The organism is Nonomuraea sp. NPDC059023, assembly GCF_042740095.1.
Lineage (GTDB): Bacteria > Actinomycetota > Actinomycetes > Streptosporangiales > Streptosporangiaceae > Nonomuraea.
Map to the genome: position 1 here is coordinate 1 of NZ_JBHYIO010000070.1, position 22,892 is coordinate 22,892.

Genomic DNA, 22,892 nt, shown 5'->3' on the forward strand with positions numbered 1-22,892 from the left:
GCCTCACGCGCTTCGGCGATGCGCCCGGCGACGTTGCCGGTATGCCGGACGGTGAACCTGGAGGCGTGGTTGGCCAGCGCCGCGCGTTCGGTGTTGGCGCACACGACCCGGACCGGGGTGGCGACCGTGGTGAACGAACCCCATCCGTCATGCCGGGAGAAGGCGGCCAGGTAGAGGTCGATCTGGTCGAACCCGCCGACCATGAGGGGTTCGGGCAGGCGCATGGTGATGAACACGCGCCGTCCGTGGTTCAGCGAGCCGCCGGTGTCGAAGATCGCTCCCGACTCGTCGACGAGGGTCTGGAGGAATCCGGTGACGTCTTCGTTTTGCAGGACCTGGTAGTCGCGTCCGACCCGGCCGAGGCGTTCGGGTTGGCCGGTGACCGGGTTGGTGCGCACGACCAGGAAGTCCTCGTCCGTGACGACCGGCTGGCCGGTGACGGGGTCGGTCACCGGGCCGACCGGCAGCTTGCGGACGTTCCATCCGGCGAGCTGGGCGTTGGTCAGGAGTTCCTCGGCGGTCATCGGGCCGGGCGCGGTGTAGCCGAGGCCGTGCCAGCCGGGCTTCCCGGCGGCGGCGAACCCGACCGAACCGTTGGCGAAAACTTCGATTTCGTGAGCCATGACGGTGTTCCCTTCTGAGGTGCTGATGTGCGGCGTGGTGGTGTGCGGGCATGCGGAACAGACGCGATGCCGCGAAGGGTGTTGGTGGTGGGTCCGATCCCGGCCCGGCCCGGCACGGTGCGGGCCGGTGGCCGGTGGGCCGGTGATCAGCGCGGGTGCCCGTCCGGGGTGTGGCCGGGTGCCCTGACGGCGGGGCCGTGCGGGGCGGGTTGGGTGGCGCGTCCGGGCTATGGGTGCGGGCGGGGCTGTTGGGGTGTCCCGCCCGCCACCGGGCCGGGGGCGGGCCGGTCAGCCCAGCCCGCCCGCGCCCCCGGCTCAGTTGCCGTAGGTGTCAGCCGCCGCGCCGTCCCCGGCGATAGCGTCGGCGGGGTTGGCGGGGGCCACGGTGGGGGCGGTGGCCGGGGCGTGGTTGATGGTGGGGGCGAGGGCGAAGCGGCGGGGTCGTTCCGTGGTCAGCACCGCGTCGCCGAGCTGGACCAGCCGGTCCAGGGCGTTGGCCACCGCGCCGGACGAACGCCCGCCCAACGCCTTGGCCATGTCGTGCGGGCTGAATTCCTTGCCGGGGAACTCGGTCAGGTGCGCGTAGATCTCCTCCCGCAACGCACCCGGCCGCGTGCTGCCACCCGCACCTGCGCCCGCGCCGCCACCGGTCCCCGGACGGGCCCCTGATGCCGGGTGGGCGGGGGTGGCGGTGCCGGTCAGCGCCGCCCGCGCGCTGCGGTGCGCCGAGACGACTTTCGTCATGGCCATTTCCAGGCACCCCAACGCCATCACGGCGTTGCCTTCCTCCTTCGCCGTGAGCACCCCACCGAAGAGATTGGCGAGCTCGGTCAGTTCGGTGTGAGCGCGCGCCCACGCCGGATCATCCGCCACCGGCTCAGACTCCAGCTCATCGGCGTCGGCGTCGGCGTCGGCGTCGGCAATCGAGTCGAGTTCGTCGTCGATCCCGGCTGAGCCTTGACCCGTCGCCCCCTCGTCGTCGGTCGGCTCATCGGCCGGGGCGGGGTCGGCCGCAACGGCGGCGGACGGGGGAACCTCCCCTTCCGGTGCGGGAGGCGTGTCAGCGTCTGGGGCGTCCGTGTCGGGCGTGGGGGTCGCGTCGGGTGCGGCGTCCGGTGTTTCGGGGGCCGGTGCGGGCACGTCGGCGGTGCCGGTCGGCGCGGCGGCGTCCGCCGTGGCGGGATTGGGGTTGGGGGTGGGGATGATCGGGAACCACCGGTCAGCCGCCCGCCCGCGCCCGCCGTCGTTCACACCGAGCTCACGCCGGGCGTGCCCGTCGGCTTCGAGCTGGCCGAGGACCTTCCCCGCGACCGCGCGGTTCAGGTCGGCCGCCGCCCCGATCATCGTGGCCGACCCGCCGGGCTCAGCCCTCAGCGCCGCCCACACCGCCCCCACACGCCCATCCCCATCCGTCGCCGGGTCAGTGACCAGGGCGGCGGCATCGGGGCTGTCAGGGGCCGTCAGGGGCGCGGCGTCAGCCGGGCCGGTAACGCCGATTTCCGCATCTGCGGACACGGTTTCGATGGCGGTCATTTCCGGGGTGTGAATAGCCATTGCGTGACGCCCTTTCCGATCGAATTCCCGACCCAGGTCCGGGCCGGTGTTTTTCGTTTGCGTCACGACCATCCCTCGCCACTAACCCGGCTGGCAAGCCGACCCGGCCACAAATAATGTCACCCCAACGGCTGGAGAGGCTAACCTAACAAAACAACCTCCGACCTGCGAAAACATCTCGCAAGAAGGCAACGGCTTCGACTTGACATCCCGGGCCGGCCCGACTCTTCACCCCATGAGAAGACGACGGCGGACGATACCCAATTGCCCGAATAGCATAGTGAAGAATCTTCGAGGTGAATACGCATTCGGGTTGACATCAATACGCGGGTCGAGCGTCCATGGAATTAGGCGGAAAACACCGCCGGAACACCGCACCGGAATCAACACGCCGCGCCATTCCGGGGCCATCACGAAAGGGCACACCTACATGACGTCGAACACCAACGCCGCCGACACCGCCGCCGCCGACAGCATCACGGTGGAACCCGCCCACCTACGCGGGCTGGTCGACACCGGCCCCGGCCACGTCCTGATGTGGGACGGACGGGATGTGTTGATCGGGCCCGCCGCGATGGCCGACCACGGCACCCTGCTGGAGATCACCACCCAGGAAGAGATCGCCGCCACCCTGGCCAACGACGCCCCCGGCGCGCCGCCCCCGCCGGGCAGCATCGCCGACAACGTCACCGCGACCGCCCGCCTACGCCTCGAAGGCCAGCGGCACGTCAGGTCGCTCATGGCTGTCAGCGGCCCCTACAGCGCCGCGCTACGCCCCTACGGCATCCACCGCGACCAGCTCAGCCACCTCGACCCCGCCACCGGCGACATCATCACCCGTTATCGGACGCCCGACGGGGCCACCGCCACCCTCGCCACGCCCTACCTCCGCGACACCCGGGCCTCGATCACCATCACCATTGCCGAGGCCGAGGCCGAGGCCGACTCCGGGGCCGATCCGGCTCCCGTCTACACCGCGACCGTGCCGCGCCGGACCCCGCCCGCCGCCGTCGCCGCGCTGATCGCCACCGCCGCCGGACTCACCCCCCACACCACCGACCTCTACCGCCACCCCAACGACACCGGATTCCCCCACACCCCGAAGCAACTCAAGGTCACCCCCGCCTACGCCCGCGCCCTCGCCGCCCACGGCCCCGGTTGGGCGATCATGTGGAACAACGACCACGGCCACCCCGTCATCGCCTGCCCCGAACGCGGCGACGATGGCACCCTCCTGGAAATCTGCCGCTACGAGGAGATGTATACCCTCAGCCCGTGCGACACCTGCGACGACGCCCGCACCTGCGACACGTGCATGTCCGGACAGCCCGACTTCGACGGCATCGCCCGCAACATGAGCGACCTCCTCGGCGACTACCACCTCAGCATCGACGACATCGCGTACTGCATGCCCGGCACCCTGCCCTACACCCGCGCCCTACGCGCTCACGGCTACCACCGGCACACACAGGGCCACCGCTACAACGCCGACCACACCCGGACCGCGCACCATGACGCCTACGGTCTGGACTACCGTTCGCCTGAAGGCCACCTGGTCGAGGTGATCATCCCGATCAACCCCACCCCCACCCCCGCCGACACCGGCGCGCCGCCCCTCACCATCAGATGGACCTACCTCGGCCACACCGCCCCCGGCGGTACCTACCCGACCACTGACCTCCCCGCCGAAACCCAGCCCACCGAAGTGGCCGAACTGATCGCCGCACACCTCGCCATCCACCCACCCACCCCCAACACGCCCGACACCACGGACGACGCGGACGGCACGGATGGTGCGGACGGCACGGGCGCGCCTGACAGCGCCGACACGCCCGCCACCGCATAGCCCGGCCCCGGCATCCAACGGGCCCCGGTGACCGCCCCACGGGCGGCACCGGGGCCCTACGCGTCCCTCTGACCGGCCACGCGGCCGGGCCGGGGCCACCCGGCACGTGCGGCCCCGGGCCGGGACGGGCGTCGTGTGACCTCATCGAGCTGAGGTTCTTCTCCCCGTTCACGGGGAGGTCACCGCAAGGGCTGGCCCGCGGCCTGGCCGCGGGCCGGCAACTGCTGGTGGGAAGAGAAGGAAGGAGGAAGGCGGAGAGGTAGACGAGCGGAGAGGCAATGGATGCAGGTATCCGCGCGAACACGCGCGCACACATATTCAAAGGAGTCGCCTATAGGCGATTCGGGGCGGCCAGCACAACAGACGAAACCCGCGTGACCTGCGCAGATGACACACCAGGGGGTGTCGCGATCTCAGCGGCAACACCGAACGCGACAACAAAACGCGACACCGGACGCAACACCGATCAACCCCCCACCTGACAAGCCCGCAACACCCGAACGCGACACCCCCGCCAACAACCGCCGCCCGCTCGCCGAAGACGACCTCTCACCCTCATCCGGATGGCGGGTTCGCCTCGTCCCCAACACAAGGCGAACCCACCACCCGAACCCGCCCGCCCATCCGTCCCGCAGCGCACGGTGGGCGGGCGGACCGGTATCAACGCCCACCTGCACCCCGGATGTCAAGCCCCGTCCCGGCCCCCGCACCGGCACGCGACCCCGGCCCCCTACACGGTCTTCAGGCCGCGATCGGTCGAGCGGCTGCTGCGGGCCTCGGCCGGACACGATGGCCATGACGCCGCCGACCGCCTTGTGCGGGCCCGGCCCGGAACGCCGAAGCAGCCTCGACCACTGCTGGTGAGCCTGGCCGCTGCCGGTCGCGGCCCCGACCCCCACGGCCACCCAGCCTGCCATCACGCCACCCGCACCCCGGCCGCGCCCGCAACGGCCCACGTGCCCGTCACCGACCGTTCCCCCAACGGCGGCCACCGGCCGTCACCGGGCGCACAGCCCCGCACCGGCACCCTGCGCCACCCGCATCATCGGCGTGCGGCCGCGCCTGACGCAGACACTGTGGTCGACGGTGGCGCACTCACCCTGCTCCAGCTCACGCCAAACGCACCGTGCACCAGATGGGAGGAGAAAGAAGGGGGAAGGCGTAAAGGCGGAAGGGCAGTCGTGAAAATGGTGTAGGCATCCACGAGGACGCACGCGCAGATATTCATGAGGAGTCGTCTTTAGACGAGTCGGCCGGTCCACCGCTATGCCCGAAACTGGCGTGACCTGCGAAAACGATCCCCGCAGGGGGTAGCGGTCTTAACCGCGCACCGGAACGCAACCCCCATTTCCAGCACGGAAATCTGCCCCCATTTTCTCACCCTCCCGAGGCAGGAACCCGGCCGGATCGGGAAGGAGATACGGTGGGTTCGCCTCGTCCCCAACACGCGGCCAACCCACCCCTACACCCGCCCACCGGGTGCCCCTCCGCACCGGACGGGCGGGCGGACCGGTATCAACGCCCACCTGCACCCCGGATGTCAAGCCCGTCCCGGCCCCCGCGCCGGGACGCGACCCCGGCCCCCTACGCGGTCTTCAGGCCGCGATCGGTCGAGCGGCTGCTGCGGGCCTTGGCCGGGCACGACGGCCGTGACGACGCCGACCACGCTCCGCAGGCCCGGCTCGGCTCGCCGAAGCAGCGGCTTCCCCTGTTCGCGGGCCTGGTCGCGGGCGGTCGTGGGCCCGGCCCCAGGGCCACCACCCGGCCTGCCACCACGCCACCCGCGCCCCGTCCGCGCCCGTAACGGCCCACGTGCCCGTCACCGACCGTTCCGCCGCCATCACCCCCAGCGCCGCCGCATCGGCCGTCACCGGGCCGCACAGCCCCGCACCGCCACCATCACCCCCACCCGCCCCACCCGCGTGCGCGCCGGGCGCGGACGGCGTGGTCGAGGGTGGCGTGTTCGTCCTGGTCCAGCTCACGCCAGGCGCCCCGTACAGCAGCTCGGCCAACGTCGGCAGCACCAGACGGCGCCCTGGCACATCGTGCCCGGCCGGTCCACGCGAAGCCGAGACAGGCACCGGGGCCGACTCAGCCGGAGGCGGCTCAGGCGGCTCGGGCATCTCGCCAGGCTTAGGTGGTTTAGGTGGTTTAGGTGGTTTAGGTGGTTTAGGTGGTTTAGGTGGTTTAGGTGGCTTGGGCCGCTTGGGTGGGCGGGGTGGCAGCGCGTGCTGTAGCTCGCGTGGCCCGCTCGCGCTGACCACCTGCTGCTTACCGCGCAACGCCAGCCATTGGTATTTCACCACCAGAAACGCCCAATCCGGCCAGTCCCGGCGCAGTTCCGCGAGCGCCTGCTGCGCCCACGGCTCCTGCCCGAACGCGGACACCTGGTCCGCCGCCCGCCTCAGCTCGCCTCCCACAGAGCCGCGGAAGGGTCCAGACGGACACCCTCCTCCAGGCGATCGGAGCCCGGTCTTTCGGCCGAGAGCAGTTCTCGGATGCCGCCCGGCTCTTGCGCGTCGGCATTGTGCTCTGCCGAGTTACCGGCCGCCGTGACGTCCGAGGCCGAGCCGGTCGCTTGCCCGGCCAGGGCCAGTTCGGCCCAGACCGCGTGCCCGGTCACCTCGTCCCCGGCCGCCCCTGTCCGGGCCGCGAGCTTGGCCACCCCGGCCAAACCCCGCCCCTCCTCAGCCTCCGGCAGCGGGCCGGGCGTGCGCGAGAAGTCCGGGACCGGGCCGCCGCCCAAGTCGTAGACCACGATCCGCACGGACTGTGTCCCGAGCAGTACCTCGACTACGAAGAAGCCCCGCTCCCGGCCCGAGCAGGTGTGCCGTAGCGCGTTGCTGACCAGTTCGGCCGTCACCCACACCGCGTCCTCCACCCGAGCGGTGTCAGCCAGCAGCTGGCCCACCATGCGGCGGGCGAGAGCTGACTGGTCGCCGCGTCCGGGGAACGCCCGCCGCCACGCCATCCCGTCCCACAAACGCGCGGCGCGGAAGGTGGACATCGTCAGGCCCGGCGCCAGGTCCGGGAACTCCTCCACCGGCGGCGCCTGCCGGTGACGGGGGAAGGTCTGCGGGGGGACGAGGTTGCTCGGCTGGCTCGTGTGCTGCGTTCGCGTGTCCATGGAGTGTCCCTTCCGGTCCGCGTCCCGGCCCGACGCCGGGAGCGGCCAGCACCATCACCCACCTTCACGCCCGAATCACACCCCCAAACCACCACCCCACACCCACACCGCCCCGGCCTGCGGCAACACCACCACGACGGCCGCCGTCGCCACGGCGACCGGCACGTCGACCACCCCACACCCAGACTGGAGCCCCTCCCACAAGACCGCCTACCGTCCCCCAACCCCCAACCCAGGGGGCCGCCGCGCACAACCACGCGCGCCCCGCGCGCCAACGGAAGGGACGTCAGGCCATGTCCGGCACCGGATACCAGACCTTGCTCGACTGCCGACGCCGCAGCCGCTACCTGCGCCAGTACGGCTTCACCACCGACCAGATCGCCGTCATCCTCGCCCTCGACCACCCCGCCACCCCACTGCGCCTGCACCGCTACACAGCAGGGCTCACCGCCGCCCAGACGATCGAGGCCTTTCACCGGCTCGCCGGAACCGCAGGTGCAGGGCTGCGCGAGTCCCGCCTCTACGAGCACGAGACCTGGCCCCAGGCAGGCCGGCGGCCCTCCGTCTCCACGCTCCGGCTGCTGGCCCGCATCTACGACACCCAGCCGGTCAAGTTGCTCACCGCCGAGACGCTGGCCACCTACCCGGCACGAGACCAACGCGCCCTGCGCGCGGACGGCTAAGGTTCCGGCCATCGTCGCCAGGACCTCGCCGTCTCACTCCTGGGCCCTGGTCAGCTAAGGAGCCGCTCGTACACCTGCCGGGCCTGCGCACTCGGCACCGCATCGATCTCCGCCAGCCGCTCCGCCAGCAACTCGAATGAACGCCGTACAGCGGTCGGACGCCCGAGATCGTTCTGCACTGCCATGAGCTGACACCACAACGTCTCGTTGTACGGATCGATGCGCTCTACCGCCAGTCGCAGCACATCCAACGCCCGGCCCGGATCTTCAGCGCGAACCAGCTCGGCCAGCCGCTCGGCGGCGTCCACCGCTTGCCGCTGAGCAGCCTGCCGTACCGGAAGCACCCACAGATCATCACGCCCGGCAAGCAGCGGCCCCCGGTACAGCGCCAGTGCCTCCTGCAAGGTTTCCGCCCGAGCCGGGTCGTCGGTCGTGGTCGAGGCGCGCTGGCAAGCATCGCCGAACCGCCAGACGTCCACATCGAACCAGGCTGCGGGCAGCAGCCGCCGCTCACCGGACTTCACCACGAACCGCACCCCCGCCGCACAACCGGTCGCGTGCCGCATCGCCTGGTTGACCTCTCGCACTGCCGACTCCAACCGGCGCCCGCCACGCTCACCATCACCCGCCCGCAACGCCTCCACGATCCCGTCGGCTGTCGCCCCGTCCGGGGAGAGCGACAAAAGGGCGAACAGATCCCGCGCCTCCGCCCGCCCGAACGACACTTCCCTACCGGCCCAGGTCACCCGCGGCACCCCGAACACCTCGACCTTGGCCTTGCCGGGCGCCACCACGAATCCCGAACCCACCGGCCCGAGTGAGGCCGCCGCCGCTGTTCCCGCGCTTGGCGCGGAACAGGGTGTTCCCGGACCGTCGCTGCCTTGCGCAGAGGCAGGCGCGTCCCTCGTCAGGCCGTCCGGGTCGCCGGCCGGACTCACCTCGGTGGGCTCGGCGACAGGAGCCGGTGCAGCCGTCGCCATCACAACCGGCAGAGACGCCCGGTCCCAACGAGGAGCCTGAATCGGACCAGCGACTGTGGGAGCGCCCGCGTCACGCGGGCCCACGCCCGCCGAAACGAGCCGGGACCGTGCACGCGCGATCAGCGCAGCCGCCAGCACCATCACCAGCATCCCGAACACCAGCGCAGCCCCCAACGGCCCCGTCACATCCGGCCGAGCCCCGGCACCAGGCCGACCCGCCCCCGCACCGGGCGAACTCGCCGGGGAAGGCAGCGAGGCCGATGGCGACTCCGAAGGTGCAGCGGACGGGGACGGCGTTGACGCGCTGGGCGTGGGAGTCGCCGTTGCCACCGGGACCACGCCCGTGTCCGGCTGGGGATCATCCGGTTCACGGGATTCCTGATCCACTGTCAGATCCGGTGCCCGGTCCGTCTTCGTGCTGCCACGGGGCTCGCCCGATTCGCTGTTCTTCGTTGATCGTGTTCCGGGCTCAATCTCAGGCTGCTTGGCCTCAGGTACAGCATCGCCCGATTCCGTGGGGTTCCGGGGCTGCGGAACGGGTGACGTCTCCACGGGCTTGCGGCGGGATTGCTCCAGCCGCTCACCCAGATTCGGCACCCGTCCATCGTCCAAGTCGCCGTTCACCGACGCACACCATCGGTCGATGTCGTATATCTCGTGCGCCTGCCGCGACACCGGCGGACAGTAAGGCTCCGCCTCAGCGGCAGCGCTATTCCAAGAGCAGGCGGTGAGAAAGAACGCGACGGCGACTGCTGGACGTGCGAGCGGGGCCGATCGCCCGATTCCGCTCACTGTGCCAGCTTGTGAATAATCCTCCCGAATCATCAGGAAACCTCCGGAGGGGGTGACAGATACACCTCCGGACTACCGTCATGTTGATCTTGCTAGACTCCGAAAAGAGAACACAAATGACAAAGCCGAGCTCAGCGGCATTCTCCCGGCGATATACCCACGCTCGCCGACTCGGCACATTCCCTTATCTGTGTTCACCTGGGAGGGGAAGACGCCTCACACCATGAGACATCAGACACGCTGAACCTAGCCCCTGCATTCCCGGAAGGTTACGACCGCTGAATAGAGCACCGGGCGTCTAACATGAGCAATCAGCCAACGGCACAACAAGGCCGCACGTTCACAGGGAGATCGATTCCGAGCCGCCCACGATGCAAGACACCGCCTCCTGCAGGGAGAGCTCTTCCCCGGTCATGATCTCGGACCCGCAGGTGAGCAGGTCACGTTCGCGATACCACGCGCTCATCTGCTCACTGCCGAACTGGGCGGCTTGTGGCCGGGTGGCGTGGCGGCGCAGCGTCTCCTCCAGCGAGATGTCCAGGTAGAACAGCGTGGAGGTCCCTCGGTGGTCACGACGCAGGGCGTGCAGCATCTCCCCGTATCGGCTGCGGGTGAGAATGCCCTCTAGCAGCACGTGATACCCGGCGTTGAGGGCGTGGCGGCACATGAGGTCGATCAGCCCGATGTTGACCCCTCCGGGCACATCCAGCTCCCGCAGAATGTCGCGCCGCACCACGTCCTGGCTGATCAATGCGAACCCGCGACGGCCGTAAGCCTCTCGTACGGCGCGCGCGATGCTGGTCTTGCCGGACCCCGCGTTACCGCGCAGGATGATCAATTTCGTGTCAGGTGTGCCGATGACCACATCGGTGACCGTACCGATTCCGGCCGCCCGACGGCGGCCATCGCCACATTCGGTGCCCGCGCCGCGCCAGGGACGACCCAGGACCAGCGCGGCGTGCCGCCGGTCGGGGCGACGCCGTAGAAGCCGCTGTCAGGGCTTGGCGGGGGAGGTTCATGACGTCGTGTCCTCCTGCTCTACAGCAGGAGGGTATGGACAAGGTGCACGGCCAGGGAGAGGGCGGCACGCGCCAGCATCTTCACGAAGGTGCAGTACCCGGGGTTCGTCAGGGGCCTGATCGGAAGCCAAATGGAAGACAGCATCGCGGCTCGGTGGACGATGCGGGCGTAGCTCTGCCGAGGCGTCATGGCGTCACCTGGCCGGAGCGCTCGACCGAAGGTCGGTCGGGTCGGCCAGTCGTGCGGCGTTCGGCTCGCCGCCACAGCTGGCGCGCGCCCGATTGGGCGCAGAATCCGATGATGATTAGCAGGCCCGCTCCGGTCAGGACCAGGAGGGTCCCCGGGTAGTGCCGCCCGAGTGCATCCCATAGCGTGTGGGCGGCGATCAGCGGGAGCAGCCGCTCATAGCGGCGCCACAGGTAGACCATGCCCACTCCCAAGATGACGAGTGCGACAGCGGACCAGGAGAACTGCGCGTGGTAGCTGGCTCGCACGATCGCGGGGATCAGATACACCCACACGATGGGCACGTGACGGCGGGCCAGGCCGGTCACCAGTAGCGCCGCGGCCGTCTCCTCGCCGATCCCGGTCCAGAGGGAGCGGATCAGCAGCTCGGGATAGGTGTCGATACGCGCAATCGTGCCCACCAGGCCCCCGGCCTCAGAGAGCGCCGTGCCCGGCTTGACCGTGATCCCCAGCCATGCCGCGAGCGCGACGACGCCGCCCCCGCTCGCCAGAATGATCGGGAGAGGCACGAGCGTCAGCGGCAGGTCGCGCCCGCGTGGCGGCCACAGCGGTGCCCGGCCGAAAGCTTGGACGGCCAGGATGAGGCACATCCCGGCCGAGGCCATGTAGTACAGACCGTAGGTGACCAGGCTCGGGACGGTGACCGCCAGCACGGTGATGACCGCGCTGACCGCCACGATGCCGACCCTGAGCCAGATCGCCGATCTCGGTAAGCACCAGCCCGCCAGGAAGATGCCTAAGATCATGACCTGGGCCAGGTAGTACGCCGTCAATGCCGCGCTGACGGCGGGCGCTTCGGGACCGAGGGCGGTCCACCAGGTGATCAGCGGGGCGGGATAGGCGAGCGCCAGGAGGATCACCAGTGCGGCCGTCAGCGGCGCCGGTGATGACGCCGATCGGTGCGCTAAGCCTGGATCGATCATTGCGCTCCTCATGATGGGGTCCTTCTCCAGGTTGAGGGTCAGGGTTCGGGGTTGGCGGGCCAAGGCGTCTATCGAGGCGTGCTCGGCCTTGGCCCGCCGGGCGGCCCGGCGCTGATCGTCGCTCGTGACGGCCTGGCCGCAGCCGGTCAAGAGGCTGCGTAATCACCCCATGACCGGGGGGTCTATGCGTCGCCGGGAACCTCGGCTACAGCAGCTGGCAGGTGCGGCGGCTGTCGGGAGCCGTTGAGTGCCGGGCTCGTGCAGGATCCAGCCCGCCGACAGGTCGTCAAGGCTGAGTCAGGTGTATTGACGCAGATGCGACTCGTCGATCTGGCTCAGGTCCAGCCGCGTCACCAACCCGAAGTGATCGCTACCGGGGCCTGGGTCGACGCGGAGCAGGCCGCCCCGTCCGGTGTGCGCGAGCGCGGAATGGTCGCCGGTTCGCTTCGCTACAGCAGCGGCGACATCGGTCATGGCAACGTCGCGGAAGCGCTGGCCCACGATCGTGTCGGCCTGCCAGGCATCGGTCTCAGAAACGCGGGAAGGCATCGAGCGGAGCGATTGTAGGGCTGCATCCGCTCCCACTCGGGCTCAAGCTCCCCAGATACGGGTATGGGCGGATGGTTGATGGCCGTACGGACGGCTTGATCGCGTTCCATACGCTGCAGCAACTCGTCGCGGAGCGAGGTGTTCATGCGGGCACTCCCCTGAGCGAGATGGACAGTCCGTCAGACATCGAGCGCGACCTGCTCGATGCCTGATCCCCGGGCTACTTTGCCTTGCAGCGGCACGCCGGCGACTGCGGTCAGCTCCTCCAGCGTGAGGGAAGCTGTGCCGGGCAGGTCCTCGATCAGTGAGGGCAGCAACAGGGCGGCGCCGACCGCGTCCCACAGGGCGCGATGCGGGCTGCCCTTGGGGACGAGCTGGGCGACCTGCGCGTTGAGGGCGTACTTCTCCAGGAGCCGGACCAGGTTCCAGCGCTGGCTCGCGGGGTGAAAGTGACGGTAGAGCCGGGCGGTGTCAAGCAGGGCGGCGGGCTGGGCTTCGGGCACAAGACGGTGGAGCAGCCGCCAGTCCACGCCGATGTTGTGCCCGACGATGATCCGCTGCTTCAGGCGGCCGACGATCTCAGCACGGATGTCGTCCAAGGAGGGTGCGGTGAACAGGATGTCGCCGGTGAGTTCCCGGGCGATCCATGGGCGGGGCGCGACGATGCGGCCGGGGTTGATCGTGCTGTCCCAGGCGGCGGTCAGGTCCGGGGAGCCGTCGTCCAGCGGGACGATCGCGATCTCCAGGATCTGCTCGTGGTCACGATCCTGGCCGCCGGTGCCTTCCAGGTCGAGCGCCACCAGGGGCGCGGTGGTCCACGGTTGACGCGTCACGGCTTCTCCAAAGTGGTCGGGCGGGGGTGCGCGGTTGCGGTGAGCAGGTTCCGCAGGCGCTCCTCGGCGTGCTCCACCGCCTCGTTGAGGGCGTTGAGATGAACGTCGGGGATGCTCCGGGTGCCGAGCGCTGCGGCGGCGATCAGGGCGACGAGGTCCTGGTGCTGCTGGCCGGTCATGCAGGAGCGCATCGCCGGGTGGGCAAGGACATCGCGTGCGGCGTAGGCGTCGGTGGTGGCGACGTCGATGACGGCGGCGGCCAGGCGGTTGCCGCCCGGCTGGCCCTGGTCGGCCACGTCGAGTGCGGTCAAGGCGAGCCGGGCCCGGAACGCGGCCGTGGTCGGCTCCTGGGCGGTGACCAGGTCGTACGTGTGCGCGAGCACCTGTTCGACCTCGTCCTGCGGGGTGGGCGTGGTGCCGGGGCGGATGGCGATGCGCAGGAGCGAGGCCACGGTGGTTTCCCACGGCTCGACCGGCAGCGTGGAGTCGATCAGCGCGATCGCCTCGACAGGGCGTCCCTGCTCCACCAAGGCCATGATCTTGAGCTGACGGCCGTCAAGCAGCCGATCGCCGATACCGCGGTGGGTGGCCATCGCGGCGGCGGCCTCGCTCCAGCGGCCCTGCTGGGCCAGGGCGCGGGCTCCGTCGATGAGCAGCGCGACCCACAGCTCGGTGCAGACCGCGCTGTGGTCGTGATGGGTGTGGGTCAGGGGCGACAGGTCGACGTCGTGATCGTGGATCACGGTGGCGCGGCGCTGCTGGGCGGCGCCGTAGAGCCGGTCGAGGAGCTCGTAGGCGGCTTGGCCGTCGCCTTCTCGGATGAGGAGCCGGGCGAGGTTGATCAACGGCATCAACGACATGACCGCGATGTCGCGGGGCAGGCTCCCGGCCTCGGCGAAGACCTGGTGCTGCCGCCAGCACAGGTCGGCGGCCATGCCGGGCAGGGCGGCGTCGGAGGCGATGAGCGCGCAGATGTTGAGGACGCCGCAGGCGCGGGCCACCAGGTCGTGGTGGTCGGCGCCCGCGGGTTCAACGGTCAGCGCCGTGAGATCGGCGATCCGCTCCAACAGGGGTTTGCCGGGCGGTTTGGTACGGCAGACCAGCGGGATACGGGCGGCGATCGCCGGGCTCATCACGACGCTGACCCTTCTTCTATGGCCAGTCGATGACGAGGCGGCTGGCGGGCTTGTCGATGATGAAGCGCGGGTCGGCGGCCTTGAGCAGGTCACGGCTGTCGCCTACGGCCATGCGGAAGCCGGGGGCCGGGGCGTGGTTGCCGTAGTCGCGCTCCCATTCCTCGATCGCGGTGGCGACCTGCTCGGCCAGGCCGGCGGCGTGCGGGCCGTGGCCGATGACGCCGATCTGCCAGAAGCGGCCCGCGGCGTCCTCGTCCTCGCGGACGGTCAGGTAGGCCAGGGTGTCGCCGTCGAGCGCGGCCATCGACCCCCACGCGAAGTGCGGTGTGAACCCGGGCCGGGTGCCGGGCATCCGGGATAGGCCGTTGGGCAGGACGCAGGCCAGCCAGAGGTACACCCACTGCCATGGGTCGCCTTGGCGGAACTTCACGCTGGTGTAGGCCGTGTGGGCAGGCTGGTCGAGGATCGTGCGCATCGCTTCGCGGTCGACGAGCTGCTCGCTGAAGGTCTCCAGGTGCACATCGCCTTCGCCGTCGAGCTGGACGCGGGTGTAGATGTCGTCGCCGATGCCCTTGCGCAGGGGTACGAACGTCGCCATCTCGCACGAGACGGTCTTCCACAGGCCGTCCTCGCCGTCGCGCTCGAAGGCGAAGGAGCGGGAGATGCTGCCACGGATGCGCATCGGGATGACCAGACGCCCATCCGGCGCGAGCTGGTCGAGCACCTTGGCCGGGACGTCGCCCGCGCCGACCGTGAACTGGATGCGGTCGTAGGGGGCGTGCTCGGGCAGTCCGGCCGCGCCGTCGCCAAGCACAGCGGTCACGTTGGTGACCCCGGCCGCGTCCACATGCCGGTGGGCGGTGTCGACGAGGTCCTGGTCGACGTCGATCGTCCACACATGCCCGGTGGGGCCGACCAGGTGGCCGAGCAGGGCGGCGTTGTAGCCGGTGGCCGCGCCTGCCTCCAGGACCTGGTGGCCTGGCTGTGCGCCGACCTGCTCCAGTTGGGTGGCCACGATGGACGGCGCTGAGATGCAGGAGATCATCTCGCCGCTCGCGTCGTGCTTGATCGCCACGGCGTCATCCACGTAGGCGGCTTCGACGGTGGCGTCGGGGATGAAGGTGTGTCGCTCGACGGCGCGGAACGCGTCGATGATCTCTGGGGTGCGCAGGTGGCCGGAGTCGGTGTACGTGGCCACCATGGCCTCGCGCAGCGTGCTGGGGTCGACGGTAGTGATGGTGGTCTCCATCCTGGTGAAGGTAGGTGTGACTGGCGAGGAGGGGCTGGCGGACACGGCAGCGAGGTTGTCTTGTCCGAAGACGACCTGCCAGCCGAGCCAGGCCGCCGCGGCTTGCTCGGCCACGGACGTGTTGGCGCGGTTGAACGCGAAGATGGCGTGGTGGGCCAGGACCACCCGTAGCCCTCGCACCAGGTGCCCGCCTTTGGCGAGCCGGGCCAGAGCGCGGCCGGCATCCTCGAACGCGGCCACGCGCTCGGCCCAGCCCGGTTCAGGGCAGGGCCGTTGGGCGGCGTCGGCGTTCATGAGGCGCCGCATCGCGGTGATCGCCGCTGCCCGGCGCGCTTCGGCGGGAGAGCCGATCGGCGGGCGGAGGGCGCTGACCTTCGCCCACACGTCGCCTACCTCGAACGCGTCAAGCCCGGCCGCCCGGCACATCGCCGACAGCAGCAGGATGCACCGGCCGCGGCTGTCGGGGTTGCCGGTCTGGGCCAGCGCGGCCAGGCTGTCGGCGACGAACACCTCGTGGGCGACGGCCATGCCCTGAGGGCCGCCGAACGCATCCGTCTCGGGCTCGTAGATGCCGCCAACCCATCCGGCCACCACCTCATCGGCCACGAGCTGGTCGAGGAGAACGCCCACGGGCTGGTCGGTGCGCAGCCGCAGCCCGCCCTCCTTGCGCAGGAAGTGGAAGTGCCGTCCGGCCAGCGCGTTCGACAAGGCGAACGCCGCCTTCGGGCTCACCCCGGCGCCGCCGGGGAAGCTGACCGTGGCATGCCACCATTCAGCTTCGGCTGGTGGGGCCAGGTTGTCCTCGTAGCTGTCCATGTCGTAGCTCCTGCTCGGTCGGGTTCGAGTCGGCTGGTACGGCGGCGGGGGTCAGTGCAGGAGCAGAGCGCAGGTCCAACCGGTGGCGTTGGAGCCCTCCAACGCCAGTTGCGCCCCGGCCCGCCCTTCCAGAAACCCCGGCTTGGACAGTTCGGTGATCCCTTCGGCCAGACGGTGGCGGACGTGCTGGATACTCGCGGTGAACTGGTCGGGGGCGGTGCTGTCGGCGGCGATGGCGGTGGTGGCCGCCAAGATTCCGGCCCAGCCGTGGCACAGCGAGGCGTCGGTCACCCGGTCGAGCCGCTCGGCGTCGGCAAGGGCCGCCACGGCGATCTCCTCGGCCTTCTCCCGGCGGGCAGGAGAGCAGTGCGCGAGCGCGGCCAGTTGCAGGGCGCGGGCGATCCCCAAATCCCCGTAGCACCAAGAAGGCCGATGAGGCGGCACCAACAGAGGCTTGTCGCCGGTGAGCTGATCGAAGGTGGTCCAGTAGAAGCTGCCGAACTGCTCCAGCCAGGTCGAGAAGGTGGTGATGGCCTCGCGCTGGCCGTCGACGTGGATGCCTCGGCGGGCGGCCAGCGACAGCAGCGCCAGTGGCCCGGCGATGCCGTGCGCCACGCCGTTGTTGCCGTGGCCGCCGAGCACAACGGCCTCGTGTGTGGGGCTGTCCGGCGACCACCAGCCGGGCAGCATCCGACCGCCGACCTCGACCGGGCACGCCAGCGACACCAGGTGAGTCAGGACCTCCTCCAGCAGGCGTGAGGAGCCGGGCCGGGCCAGCAGCAGCGCCCCCAACCCAGTCAGGCCACTGATCAAGTCGAACTCCGCCAGCGGCGGTAGTTGCCGGGCGAGGCGTCGTTGGCGGGCGGCGGCCAGGCGGGCGGCCACGACCCGGTCAACGCCCGCCCGCACGTCGCGGTCGATGCGCCCGGCGCGGCTGAGGACGAACTCCAGCGCCGGGGCGCCGTGATACAGGCTCGCGTTGGAGCCGGTACTGACCCCGCCGCAGACGGCCTCCTCCAGCAGGGGGCGCGCGCCGGCCAGGTCAGCGTGCTCGATATGCAGCAGCGCTCGGCCGAGCGCGCCCTCGGCCAGCGCTTGCGTCGCCTGGCCGGTCATGACGTCGACTCCACCGAGATGACGATGCTGTGCGCCCGGCCGCCGAGCCACCCATCGGCATCAGGGGGCGGCGCCTCGAACAACACCGCGACCGGATGGCCGCTCAGGTGCGCGCGCAGCACGTCCAGATCCATCTCCCGCGTCAGGTCCAGCGGCAGATGCTGGTCATCAAGGGCCAGCAGTATCCGCTCGGGCATCCAGGTGCGCGCGCGCCAGGCGTGCAGGTGCTCGGCCCACTCCTCCAAGCGCGCCGCACGGCCGGGCAGCTTCCGGGCCTGGAGCTGCCAGCGGGCGGCCACCAGCACGGTGCGCCGGTAGTGCACAGCGGGGGTGAACGGCAGCGTCCACGCCGCGCCCCAGTCGAACCAGGTCACCTGCGTGGTGGCGGCGCGGCTGATCTCGGCTAGGAACCTGACCAGCGGCGGCGTGTAGTTGTTCCACAGGAAGTTGATCGCCGTGGGGGCCAGCAGCTCGATCTGCTGGCCGGTCGCGGCCACCGACAGATACAGGTGACCGTCGCGAGAGCCGACCACCAGATCACGCGGGTGCAGCACACCCTCGCCCGTAGCTCGGTGTTCGCCGACACTGACCACCTGCTGCAGGACGTGCGGCGCCCGGGTGAGCAGATCGGCCTCGGCCCGGGTGGGGTGGAACGACAACTGCGCCGCCAACGCACCGGGCGCGACGGTGGGCAGGGCGCCGTATCCGGCGGCCAGGCCGGGCAGCAGATGCCAGAACCGTCCCGTCATGGAACCGGCCGCGCGGGAAACAGTCTGGACACGCAGCCGGAAGTCACCCGCATCCAACGCTGCGACGGAGCGGGCCTGGACCTGCGCGCACACCTCGAAGTGCGGCGCGGGCGCGAGGGTGGTGAAGGGCTCGGCCGCGGCTGCCTCCAACTCCTCGACCATCGCCTCAGGCAAGATCACCGCACGGTCGCCCTCGACGGCGGCGGTCCCTGCCAGGCCCAGCAGGAGCCGGTCGCGACGCGACATCGGCCTGGGCGACTCCGCCAGAAGGCCGAACCCATCCGGCAGCCCCAACCCGCAGTCGGGGTCGGTGAGCTGCTCCACGGGCACCTCGGTTTCCTGGCCGAACCGGTCGACGAACCGCTCGGCGTAACGCCGCCAGGCCGGAGTACCTGCGGGATGGGTCGCGAGCCTGGCCAGGACCGTCGCGGCGGTCTCCATCTCGACCGCGACTGACGCTGGTAGCCGCACCTCGGCATCCAGCCGCAGGTCCACTGCCGTGCGCTCGCAGGCGGCCAAGAGCGTGGGCGGCACGACGGCGGCCGGATTGGGGATGGTGGCCGGCGCACGCAGCCGCGAGCGCAGCAACCGCGTCCGCAGCAGCTCAGCAACCAACTCCGCGCGGCGGCCGGGGGCGACCTGCGGGAACTCCGCGGCGAGCTTTCCCAGCAGGGCCGCGTGCGGGATCGGGGAACCGGCCGCCTGCAGCACCAGCTCCACCGCAGCCGTAGCGGCCAAGGAGACCTCATCCGCGCCCTCGGCCGGAACATGGACACGGCCGTCGCGCACGCGGGCAAGGTTGTTCACGCACACCTCGACGTCGGCCATCGCGCCCTCGCCGCTCTCCCACGCGGTGATCGCCGCATCCAAATCGGTGGGCTCAGGCCGGGTAACGGCCTCGTGCGCATCCCCGACACGCACAAGCGCCGTGTCGCCGAACGCGACCTGGGCGACACCGGCGAACAGGCCGAACGGGGTGGAGCGGTGCGCGTAGCGCAGGGCGTAGCGGGCGATGGACAGCGCCGCACGGCGTGCCCGGCGGGCGTTACTCACCTGCCCGCCGAGGATTGCCTGGACCTGGCGGGATAGGTCGGGGCTGGCGTTGCTGACCGCCTGCCGGAAGGGCTCATCCTCCCATGCCTGGGTCAGCCATGACCCCCACTGCTCGATCGAGGAGCCCGGCTTCGGCCAGCCCGGAAGGACAGGAGGAGCCGGATGCGCGGTGGCGCGCAGCATTCCGGCGCCGGTGCGCCGATACCGTCTGATTCGCGTCCGCGTCATCTCTTCCGCTCCGTCCTGGTCACCATCCGGGCTGGGCTGCAAGCCCGGGTCCCATCGAGGGGGGACCTGGGCTGGTGGAGTTACGACGTTGTGCAGGCGCTCGGGCAGGAGCTGCCGCACGTGTCACCGGTGCCACACCTCAGCGAGGTGTTGGCCGCCGGGGTGTTCTCCACAAGCCTGATGTCGAGGTTGAACGGGTCGAACGCCGCTTCCGCGCTGACGCCCTCCTCCGCGCTGAGGCTCTCGTCCACGCGGGCAACCTCGTCCGCCTCTTCCGTGGTCGGCTCGATGGTCAGAGTGCTCATGACGTCTGCTCCTGTCCTGCGATGGGGGTTCTCGAAGAGAGGGCACCTGCTGCCGCCTCCGTCTTCCTCCTCGACCGGCCACCACCCACATGTCCCGCCAGACAGGCGGGAAGAACGATGTGCGACCAGCGGCCGGGACAAGGTCTTGGGGTGTGGTGATAGCGCCAACGGATCATGGGGCCTCCAGAGCAGGCAGGCCGAGCTGCCGGAGCTGATACCTCAGGGGAACGTCAGCCGCATCCAAGGCGGGCTGAACCGGCTGGGCGACTGGCCTGGTCCTCACCCTGATCGAGACGGCACCCCAAGCGGCCTCACCAGGTAGACAGGCCATCCACTGGTCGGCCGACCCGCCGAAATAGCGGATCTCCATGCGCCTGGGCTCCGCCATCTCCCGCCCCCGCGACTCCAGCTCGCGAGCGACGCGCTCGCCCAGCTCGGTGAGCGCCACCCTCGCCGACTCCGCTGGTCCTCGATCCGGAACGACCTCGAAGATGAGCTGGACAAGCAACTCGTGCCGCGACACCGGGGCAACGGGCAGATAGCCGGAGAGCTGGGAGAGCTGGGAGAGCTCAGGAAGCATGCGCTACTCCTTCGCCACGTCGACGGCCGACACGATGTCTCCGAACGCCGCATTGGTCAGCGCGGCGGCCAACTCCTCCAGCAGACCGCCCGGATCGGAAGGGACCGGGGCGGGCACCACACCACTGCGCTTGACCCTCTGGCGCCTGGTCCGGGACTTGAGCCACGCGGTGCCTCCACAAGCCTCCTCACGCGAGGTGGGCTTGCCCGATGGGCCGACATAGGCGATCTCGAAGTCCTGGTCACAGAGCTCTAGCCCATCCGCTCGGATGTGATCGGCGAGCTGACGACTGACCTGGCCAAGCCTTTCCAATGCGACCATCCGGGCATCGCGGCCAGCCGCGACGGAGAACTTCACACGCACGATGTGGTCATAGATGCGCCACGAAGGCCGAGTGGGGCCGGTCACTATGCCACCTCCGTCCGCTGGCGCGGGATGAAGCGGCCACGACCACGGCCTATCGAACCTGCGGCCCCCACAGGGCCGTCGCCGCCCCCCTCGCCAGATTGCGCGCACCAGACCTGGCAGGGACGGAGATGCTGATCGTCGTGGTCGTGGCTGTTGAACCGGTCCGCTTCACCCTGGGCGGGGCAACTGGCTTCGGGCGCCGAGCGGTCGTTGAGGTGCACCGGCTCCGGCCGGACGTCTTCGTGTACCACCCACTCCACCACAACCTCCGCCGCGCGCAGCGTGCCGAGGTCGCAGGCCATCAACGGGGCGACGGCGTGCGGGCCGAGGTAGAAGGCACAGAGCTTCTTGTTCCATACCAGTTCCATCTCCAGCCACAGGCCCGGAGATGGAATGGCTGGGACGAGCTCGGGCGGTGCCATGGCAGGTGTCCTCCAGTTCGAGGGGGCGTCAACGGGCTAGGGGCGGCGGGCCGGGCACCATGGGGGCAGTGCCCGGTCCGCCGCTCAGCGACCGGGTGGTGTGGCAGCAGGCTGCCCGGTCGCGCGGATGGGGAAGCAGGCGTGAGGGTCGGGCATCAGACCGCCTTCCCGTTCATGATCTTCTCCCACAGCTCTTGGGCATCCCTTTCGCTGCTAAGCGGGCCGTCGAAGGTAGCGGCGTCGTCGGCTCGGGTTCTGGCGGTGCGGCGGATCCAGTGGAGGCCGGCACGGGCGCACAGCTCATACATGACGCCAGCCACCTGTCTGGACTTCTGGACGCGGGGGTCGCGGTCGAAGCGCGTCGGGTTGGCTTCCGTCCAGTCGACCTGCTCGACGCCCTCATCGTCGAGGTCGTCATCGTCCGGCCAGGGCATGGCCACGGGGTCACTTACCTTCCGGGAGCAGGACCGAATCTGGCCACGGCGGCCAGGAAGTGCGCCGGTCCGACGTCGTCTTTGACCTCGTGTGGTGGTCGCCACTGAGAGGCTTCGACCAGGCCGGGCTCCAGCAACTCGAACCCGTCTAGGAAGCCGGCGATCGCCTCGATGCTGCGCGGGTAGATGGAGGCGATCTTGGAGTAGGCCGCAACCCCCTCCCCGAGTAAGTCGCGGGGCAGCAGGTCGCCGCGTGCATGCGTGAAGATCACAAACCCTCCGGCCGAGCAGCGGTCGGTATAGCGGCGCAAGACCGCGGCGGGGTCGTCTTGATCGGGCCAGAAATGCGCGACAGCCGCCGCGATGACTGCCACCGGCTGGTCGAAGTCCACCAGCTTGGACGCCTCAGCCAGCACGAAGTCGGCGTGGCGGACGTCGGCCTCCACCATGATCGCCTCGCCCGTGACCTCCAGCAGCGCGCGGCCGTGGACGGCGACCTGGCGATCGTTGTCGACGTAGACCACGCGCGGTTCACGCTGGACCTGGCGTGCTGTCTCCAGGGTGGTCGCCCCTGTTGGCGAGGGCAGCCCGCACCCCAGGTCAAGGAACTGGTGGACGCCTTCCTCACAGGCCACCTGGATGGCGCGGGGGACGAACGCTGCGTTGGCCATGGCCGCCTGCTGGAGTTGGGGAAGGATGCCGAGAAGCTCGTCCACCACGGCGTCCTCGTTGAGGTAGTGGTTCTTGCCCTTCAGGAACCCGTCGTAGGTGCGCGCGATGCTGGGCTGCTTCGCGAGAGGGGGTGTCCCTGCGGAGGCTTGGTTCTCAGTCATCCGGGGTTTCCTTCGCCGACGGGTTGGTGCCTCCGAGCGCATGCTCGAATTCGCCGAGGAACTGTGGGCCGTCTGGGACGGACTTTCCGCCCGCGGCTTCGGCGGCGCAGCCGACGTTGCGGCCGCAGCTCGTGACCGTGGGCTTCCGGTCCGCATCTTCTGGCCGGATGGCGCCACGCGCTGAGCTGTCTGTGTTGGCGCAAGCGAGACTCTTCGACACGAGGTCCGGTCCCTTCAGCCAGCTCGGATGCAATGGATGGACTTGCATCGTGGCTGGTGAGCGGCGACATCTCCACGCCGTGGCAGCGCCTCCTCACGGCCTTTCAGCGCCCTTTCAGCGCCCCTTCGGCGACTTCTTCGTTCTCGGTTGTGGATCGTCTTCCCCGC

At 70.1% G+C, this 22,892-nt stretch carries 22 protein-coding genes; 4 read left to right on the forward strand and 18 right to left on the reverse strand.

Annotated elements, in window-relative coordinates; genetic code table 11:
* A partial coding sequence (locus ACFWYW_RS55940; protein ID WP_379628289.1) for a DUF932 domain-containing protein occupies positions 1 to 623 on the reverse strand: 623 nt, incomplete at its 3' end.
* 315 nt (positions 624 to 938) lie between these two features.
* Positions 939 to 2,018, reverse strand: a complete 1,080-nt coding sequence (locus ACFWYW_RS55945; protein ID WP_379641401.1) for a hypothetical protein — start codon at positions 2,016 to 2,018, stop codon at positions 939 to 941.
* 589 nt (positions 2,019 to 2,607) lie between these two features.
* Here ACFWYW_RS55945 and ACFWYW_RS55950 point away from each other — a divergent pair.
* Positions 2,608 to 4,023: a hypothetical protein gene (locus ACFWYW_RS55950; protein ID WP_379641402.1), complete on the forward strand. Its 1,416-nt coding sequence runs from the start codon at positions 2,608 to 2,610 to the stop codon at positions 4,021 to 4,023.
* Positions 4,024 to 5,560: 1,537 nt separating this feature from the next.
* Positions 5,561 to 5,827, forward strand: a complete 267-nt coding sequence (locus tag ACFWYW_RS55955) for a hypothetical protein (protein ID WP_379626883.1) — start codon at positions 5,561 to 5,563, stop codon at positions 5,825 to 5,827.
* Between the two features lie 600 nt (positions 5,828 to 6,427).
* Here the strand turns inward: ACFWYW_RS55955 and ACFWYW_RS55960 are convergent.
* A complete protein-coding gene (locus tag ACFWYW_RS55960) occupies positions 6,428 to 7,150 on the reverse strand; it encodes an ATP-binding protein (protein ID WP_379626881.1) in 723 nt (240 codons plus the stop codon).
* Positions 7,151 to 7,443: 293 nt separating this feature from the next.
* On the opposite strand from ACFWYW_RS55960, the gene ACFWYW_RS55965 reads away from it, so the two are divergent.
* Complete coding sequence (locus ACFWYW_RS55965) at positions 7,444 to 7,833, forward strand: hypothetical protein (RefSeq protein ID WP_379626879.1); 390 nt, start codon at positions 7,444 to 7,446, stop codon at positions 7,831 to 7,833.
* Positions 7,834 to 7,883: 50 nt separating this feature from the next.
* Here ACFWYW_RS55965 and ACFWYW_RS55970 read toward each other — a convergent pair whose 3' ends face one another.
* The 15 genes from ACFWYW_RS55970 to ACFWYW_RS56040 form a co-directional block, all read right to left on the reverse strand.
* The gene (locus ACFWYW_RS55970) at positions 7,884 to 8,642 is read right to left on the reverse strand and encodes a BTAD domain-containing putative transcriptional regulator (RefSeq protein WP_379626877.1); all 759 of its coding nucleotides are present in this window, start codon (positions 8,640 to 8,642) and stop codon (positions 7,884 to 7,886) included.
* 1,303 nt (positions 8,643 to 9,945) lie between these two features.
* Positions 9,946 to 10,470 carry an AAA family ATPase gene (locus ACFWYW_RS55975; protein ID WP_379626875.1) on the reverse strand — a complete coding sequence of 175 codons (525 nt, stop codon included), beginning with the start codon at positions 10,468 to 10,470 and terminating at the stop codon, positions 9,946 to 9,948.
* 340 nt (positions 10,471 to 10,810) lie between these two features.
* Positions 10,811 to 11,944 carry a CPBP family intramembrane glutamic endopeptidase gene (locus tag ACFWYW_RS55980; RefSeq protein ID WP_379626873.1) on the reverse strand — a complete coding sequence of 378 codons (1,134 nt, stop codon included), beginning with the start codon at positions 11,942 to 11,944 and terminating at the stop codon, positions 10,811 to 10,813.
* 147 nt (positions 11,945 to 12,091) lie between these two features.
* Complete coding sequence (locus ACFWYW_RS55985) at positions 12,092 to 12,343, reverse strand: hypothetical protein (protein ID WP_379626871.1); 252 nt, start codon at positions 12,341 to 12,343, stop codon at positions 12,092 to 12,094.
* Between the two features lie 179 nt (positions 12,344 to 12,522).
* A complete protein-coding gene (locus ACFWYW_RS55990) occupies positions 12,523 to 13,176 on the reverse strand; it encodes a 3'-5' exonuclease (protein WP_379626869.1) in 654 nt (217 codons plus the stop codon).
* Entirely contained in the window at positions 13,173 to 14,309 is a 1,137-nt protein-coding gene (locus ACFWYW_RS55995; RefSeq protein WP_379626867.1) for a hypothetical protein, read from the reverse strand. Before ACFWYW_RS55995 ends, ACFWYW_RS55990 begins: the two co-directional genes overlap by 4 nt.
* A gap of 19 nt (positions 14,310 to 14,328) precedes the next feature.
* Positions 14,329 to 16,377, reverse strand: a complete 2,049-nt coding sequence (fxlM, locus tag ACFWYW_RS56000) for a methyltransferase, FxLD system (RefSeq protein WP_379626865.1) — start codon at positions 16,375 to 16,377, stop codon at positions 14,329 to 14,331.
* Between the two features lie 51 nt (positions 16,378 to 16,428).
* Entirely contained in the window at positions 16,429 to 17,493 is a 1,065-nt protein-coding gene (locus ACFWYW_RS56005; RefSeq protein ID WP_379626863.1) for a lanthionine synthetase LanC family protein, read from the reverse strand.
* Positions 17,490 to 19,523: a lantibiotic dehydratase family protein gene (locus tag ACFWYW_RS56010; protein WP_379626861.1), complete on the reverse strand. Its 2,034-nt coding sequence runs from the start codon at positions 19,521 to 19,523 to the stop codon at positions 17,490 to 17,492. Before ACFWYW_RS56010 ends, ACFWYW_RS56005 begins: the two co-directional genes overlap by 4 nt.
* 80 nt (positions 19,524 to 19,603) lie before the next feature.
* Entirely contained in the window at positions 19,604 to 19,828 is a 225-nt protein-coding gene (locus tag ACFWYW_RS56015; RefSeq protein ID WP_379626859.1) for an FxLD family lanthipeptide, read from the reverse strand.
* 172 nt (positions 19,829 to 20,000) lie between these two features.
* On the reverse strand, positions 20,001 to 20,408 hold the full coding sequence (locus ACFWYW_RS56020) for a hypothetical protein (RefSeq protein ID WP_379626857.1): 408 nt from the start codon (positions 20,406 to 20,408) through the stop codon (positions 20,001 to 20,003).
* 3 nt (positions 20,409 to 20,411) lie between these two features.
* Positions 20,412 to 20,771 (reverse strand): hypothetical protein, encoded by a 360-nt coding sequence (locus ACFWYW_RS56025; RefSeq protein WP_379626855.1) that lies wholly within the window; start codon positions 20,769 to 20,771, stop codon positions 20,412 to 20,414.
* Between the two features lie 44 nt (positions 20,772 to 20,815).
* Positions 20,816 to 21,238: a hypothetical protein gene (locus ACFWYW_RS56030; protein WP_379626853.1), complete on the reverse strand. Its 423-nt coding sequence runs from the start codon at positions 21,236 to 21,238 to the stop codon at positions 20,816 to 20,818.
* Between the two features lie 155 nt (positions 21,239 to 21,393).
* Positions 21,394 to 21,678, reverse strand: coding sequence for a hypothetical protein (locus ACFWYW_RS56035; protein ID WP_379626851.1), 285 nt, complete (start codon positions 21,676 to 21,678; stop codon positions 21,394 to 21,396).
* Positions 21,679 to 21,686: 8 nt separating this feature from the next.
* Positions 21,687 to 22,505: an SAM-dependent methyltransferase gene (locus ACFWYW_RS56040; RefSeq protein WP_379626849.1), complete on the reverse strand. Its 819-nt coding sequence runs from the start codon at positions 22,503 to 22,505 to the stop codon at positions 21,687 to 21,689.
* 40 nt (positions 22,506 to 22,545) lie between these two features.
* On the opposite strand from ACFWYW_RS56040, the gene ACFWYW_RS56045 reads away from it, so the two are divergent.
* On the forward strand, positions 22,546 to 22,689 hold the full coding sequence (locus ACFWYW_RS56045) for a hypothetical protein (RefSeq protein ID WP_379626847.1): 144 nt from the start codon (positions 22,546 to 22,548) through the stop codon (positions 22,687 to 22,689).
* Positions 22,690 to 22,892: the final 203 nt, after the last annotated feature.

Coding starts and splice junctions, on each gene's coding strand:
- ACFWYW_RS55985 (WP_379626871.1), bottom strand. CDS start 12,343: ATGCCTTCCCGCGTTTCTGAGACCGATGCCTGGCAGGCCGACACGATC.
- ACFWYW_RS56030 (WP_379626853.1), bottom strand. CDS start 21,238: ATGGCACCGCCCGAGCTCGTCCCAGCCATTCCATCTCCGGGCCTGTGG.
- fxlM (WP_379626865.1), bottom strand. CDS start 16,377: ATGGACAGCTACGAGGACAACCTGGCCCCACCAGCCGAAGCTGAATGG.
- ACFWYW_RS55950 (WP_379641402.1), top strand. CDS start 2,608: ATGACGTCGAACACCAACGCCGCCGACACCGCCGCCGCCGACAGCATC.
- ACFWYW_RS55995 (WP_379626867.1), bottom strand. CDS start 14,309: ATGAGCCCGGCGATCGCCGCCCGTATCCCGCTGGTCTGCCGTACCAAA.
- ACFWYW_RS56005 (WP_379626863.1), bottom strand. CDS start 17,493: ATGACCGGCCAGGCGACGCAAGCGCTGGCCGAGGGCGCGCTCGGCCGA.
- ACFWYW_RS55955 (WP_379626883.1), top strand. CDS start 5,561: ATGTCAAGCCCGTCCCGGCCCCCGCGCCGGGACGCGACCCCGGCCCCC.
- ACFWYW_RS55960 (WP_379626881.1), bottom strand. CDS start 7,150: ATGGACACGCGAACGCAGCACACGAGCCAGCCGAGCAACCTCGTCCCC.
- ACFWYW_RS56015 (WP_379626859.1), bottom strand. CDS start 19,828: ATGAGCACTCTGACCATCGAGCCGACCACGGAAGAGGCGGACGAGGTT.
- ACFWYW_RS55965 (WP_379626879.1), top strand. CDS start 7,444: ATGTCCGGCACCGGATACCAGACCTTGCTCGACTGCCGACGCCGCAGC.
- ACFWYW_RS56045 (WP_379626847.1), top strand. CDS start 22,546: ATGCTCGAATTCGCCGAGGAACTGTGGGCCGTCTGGGACGGACTTTCC.
- ACFWYW_RS56010 (WP_379626861.1), bottom strand. CDS start 19,523: ATGACGCGGACGCGAATCAGACGGTATCGGCGCACCGGCGCCGGAATG.
- ACFWYW_RS56040 (WP_379626849.1), bottom strand. CDS start 22,505: ATGACTGAGAACCAAGCCTCCGCAGGGACACCCCCTCTCGCGAAGCAG.
- ACFWYW_RS56020 (WP_379626857.1), bottom strand. CDS start 20,408: ATGCTTCCTGAGCTCTCCCAGCTCTCCCAGCTCTCCGGCTATCTGCCC.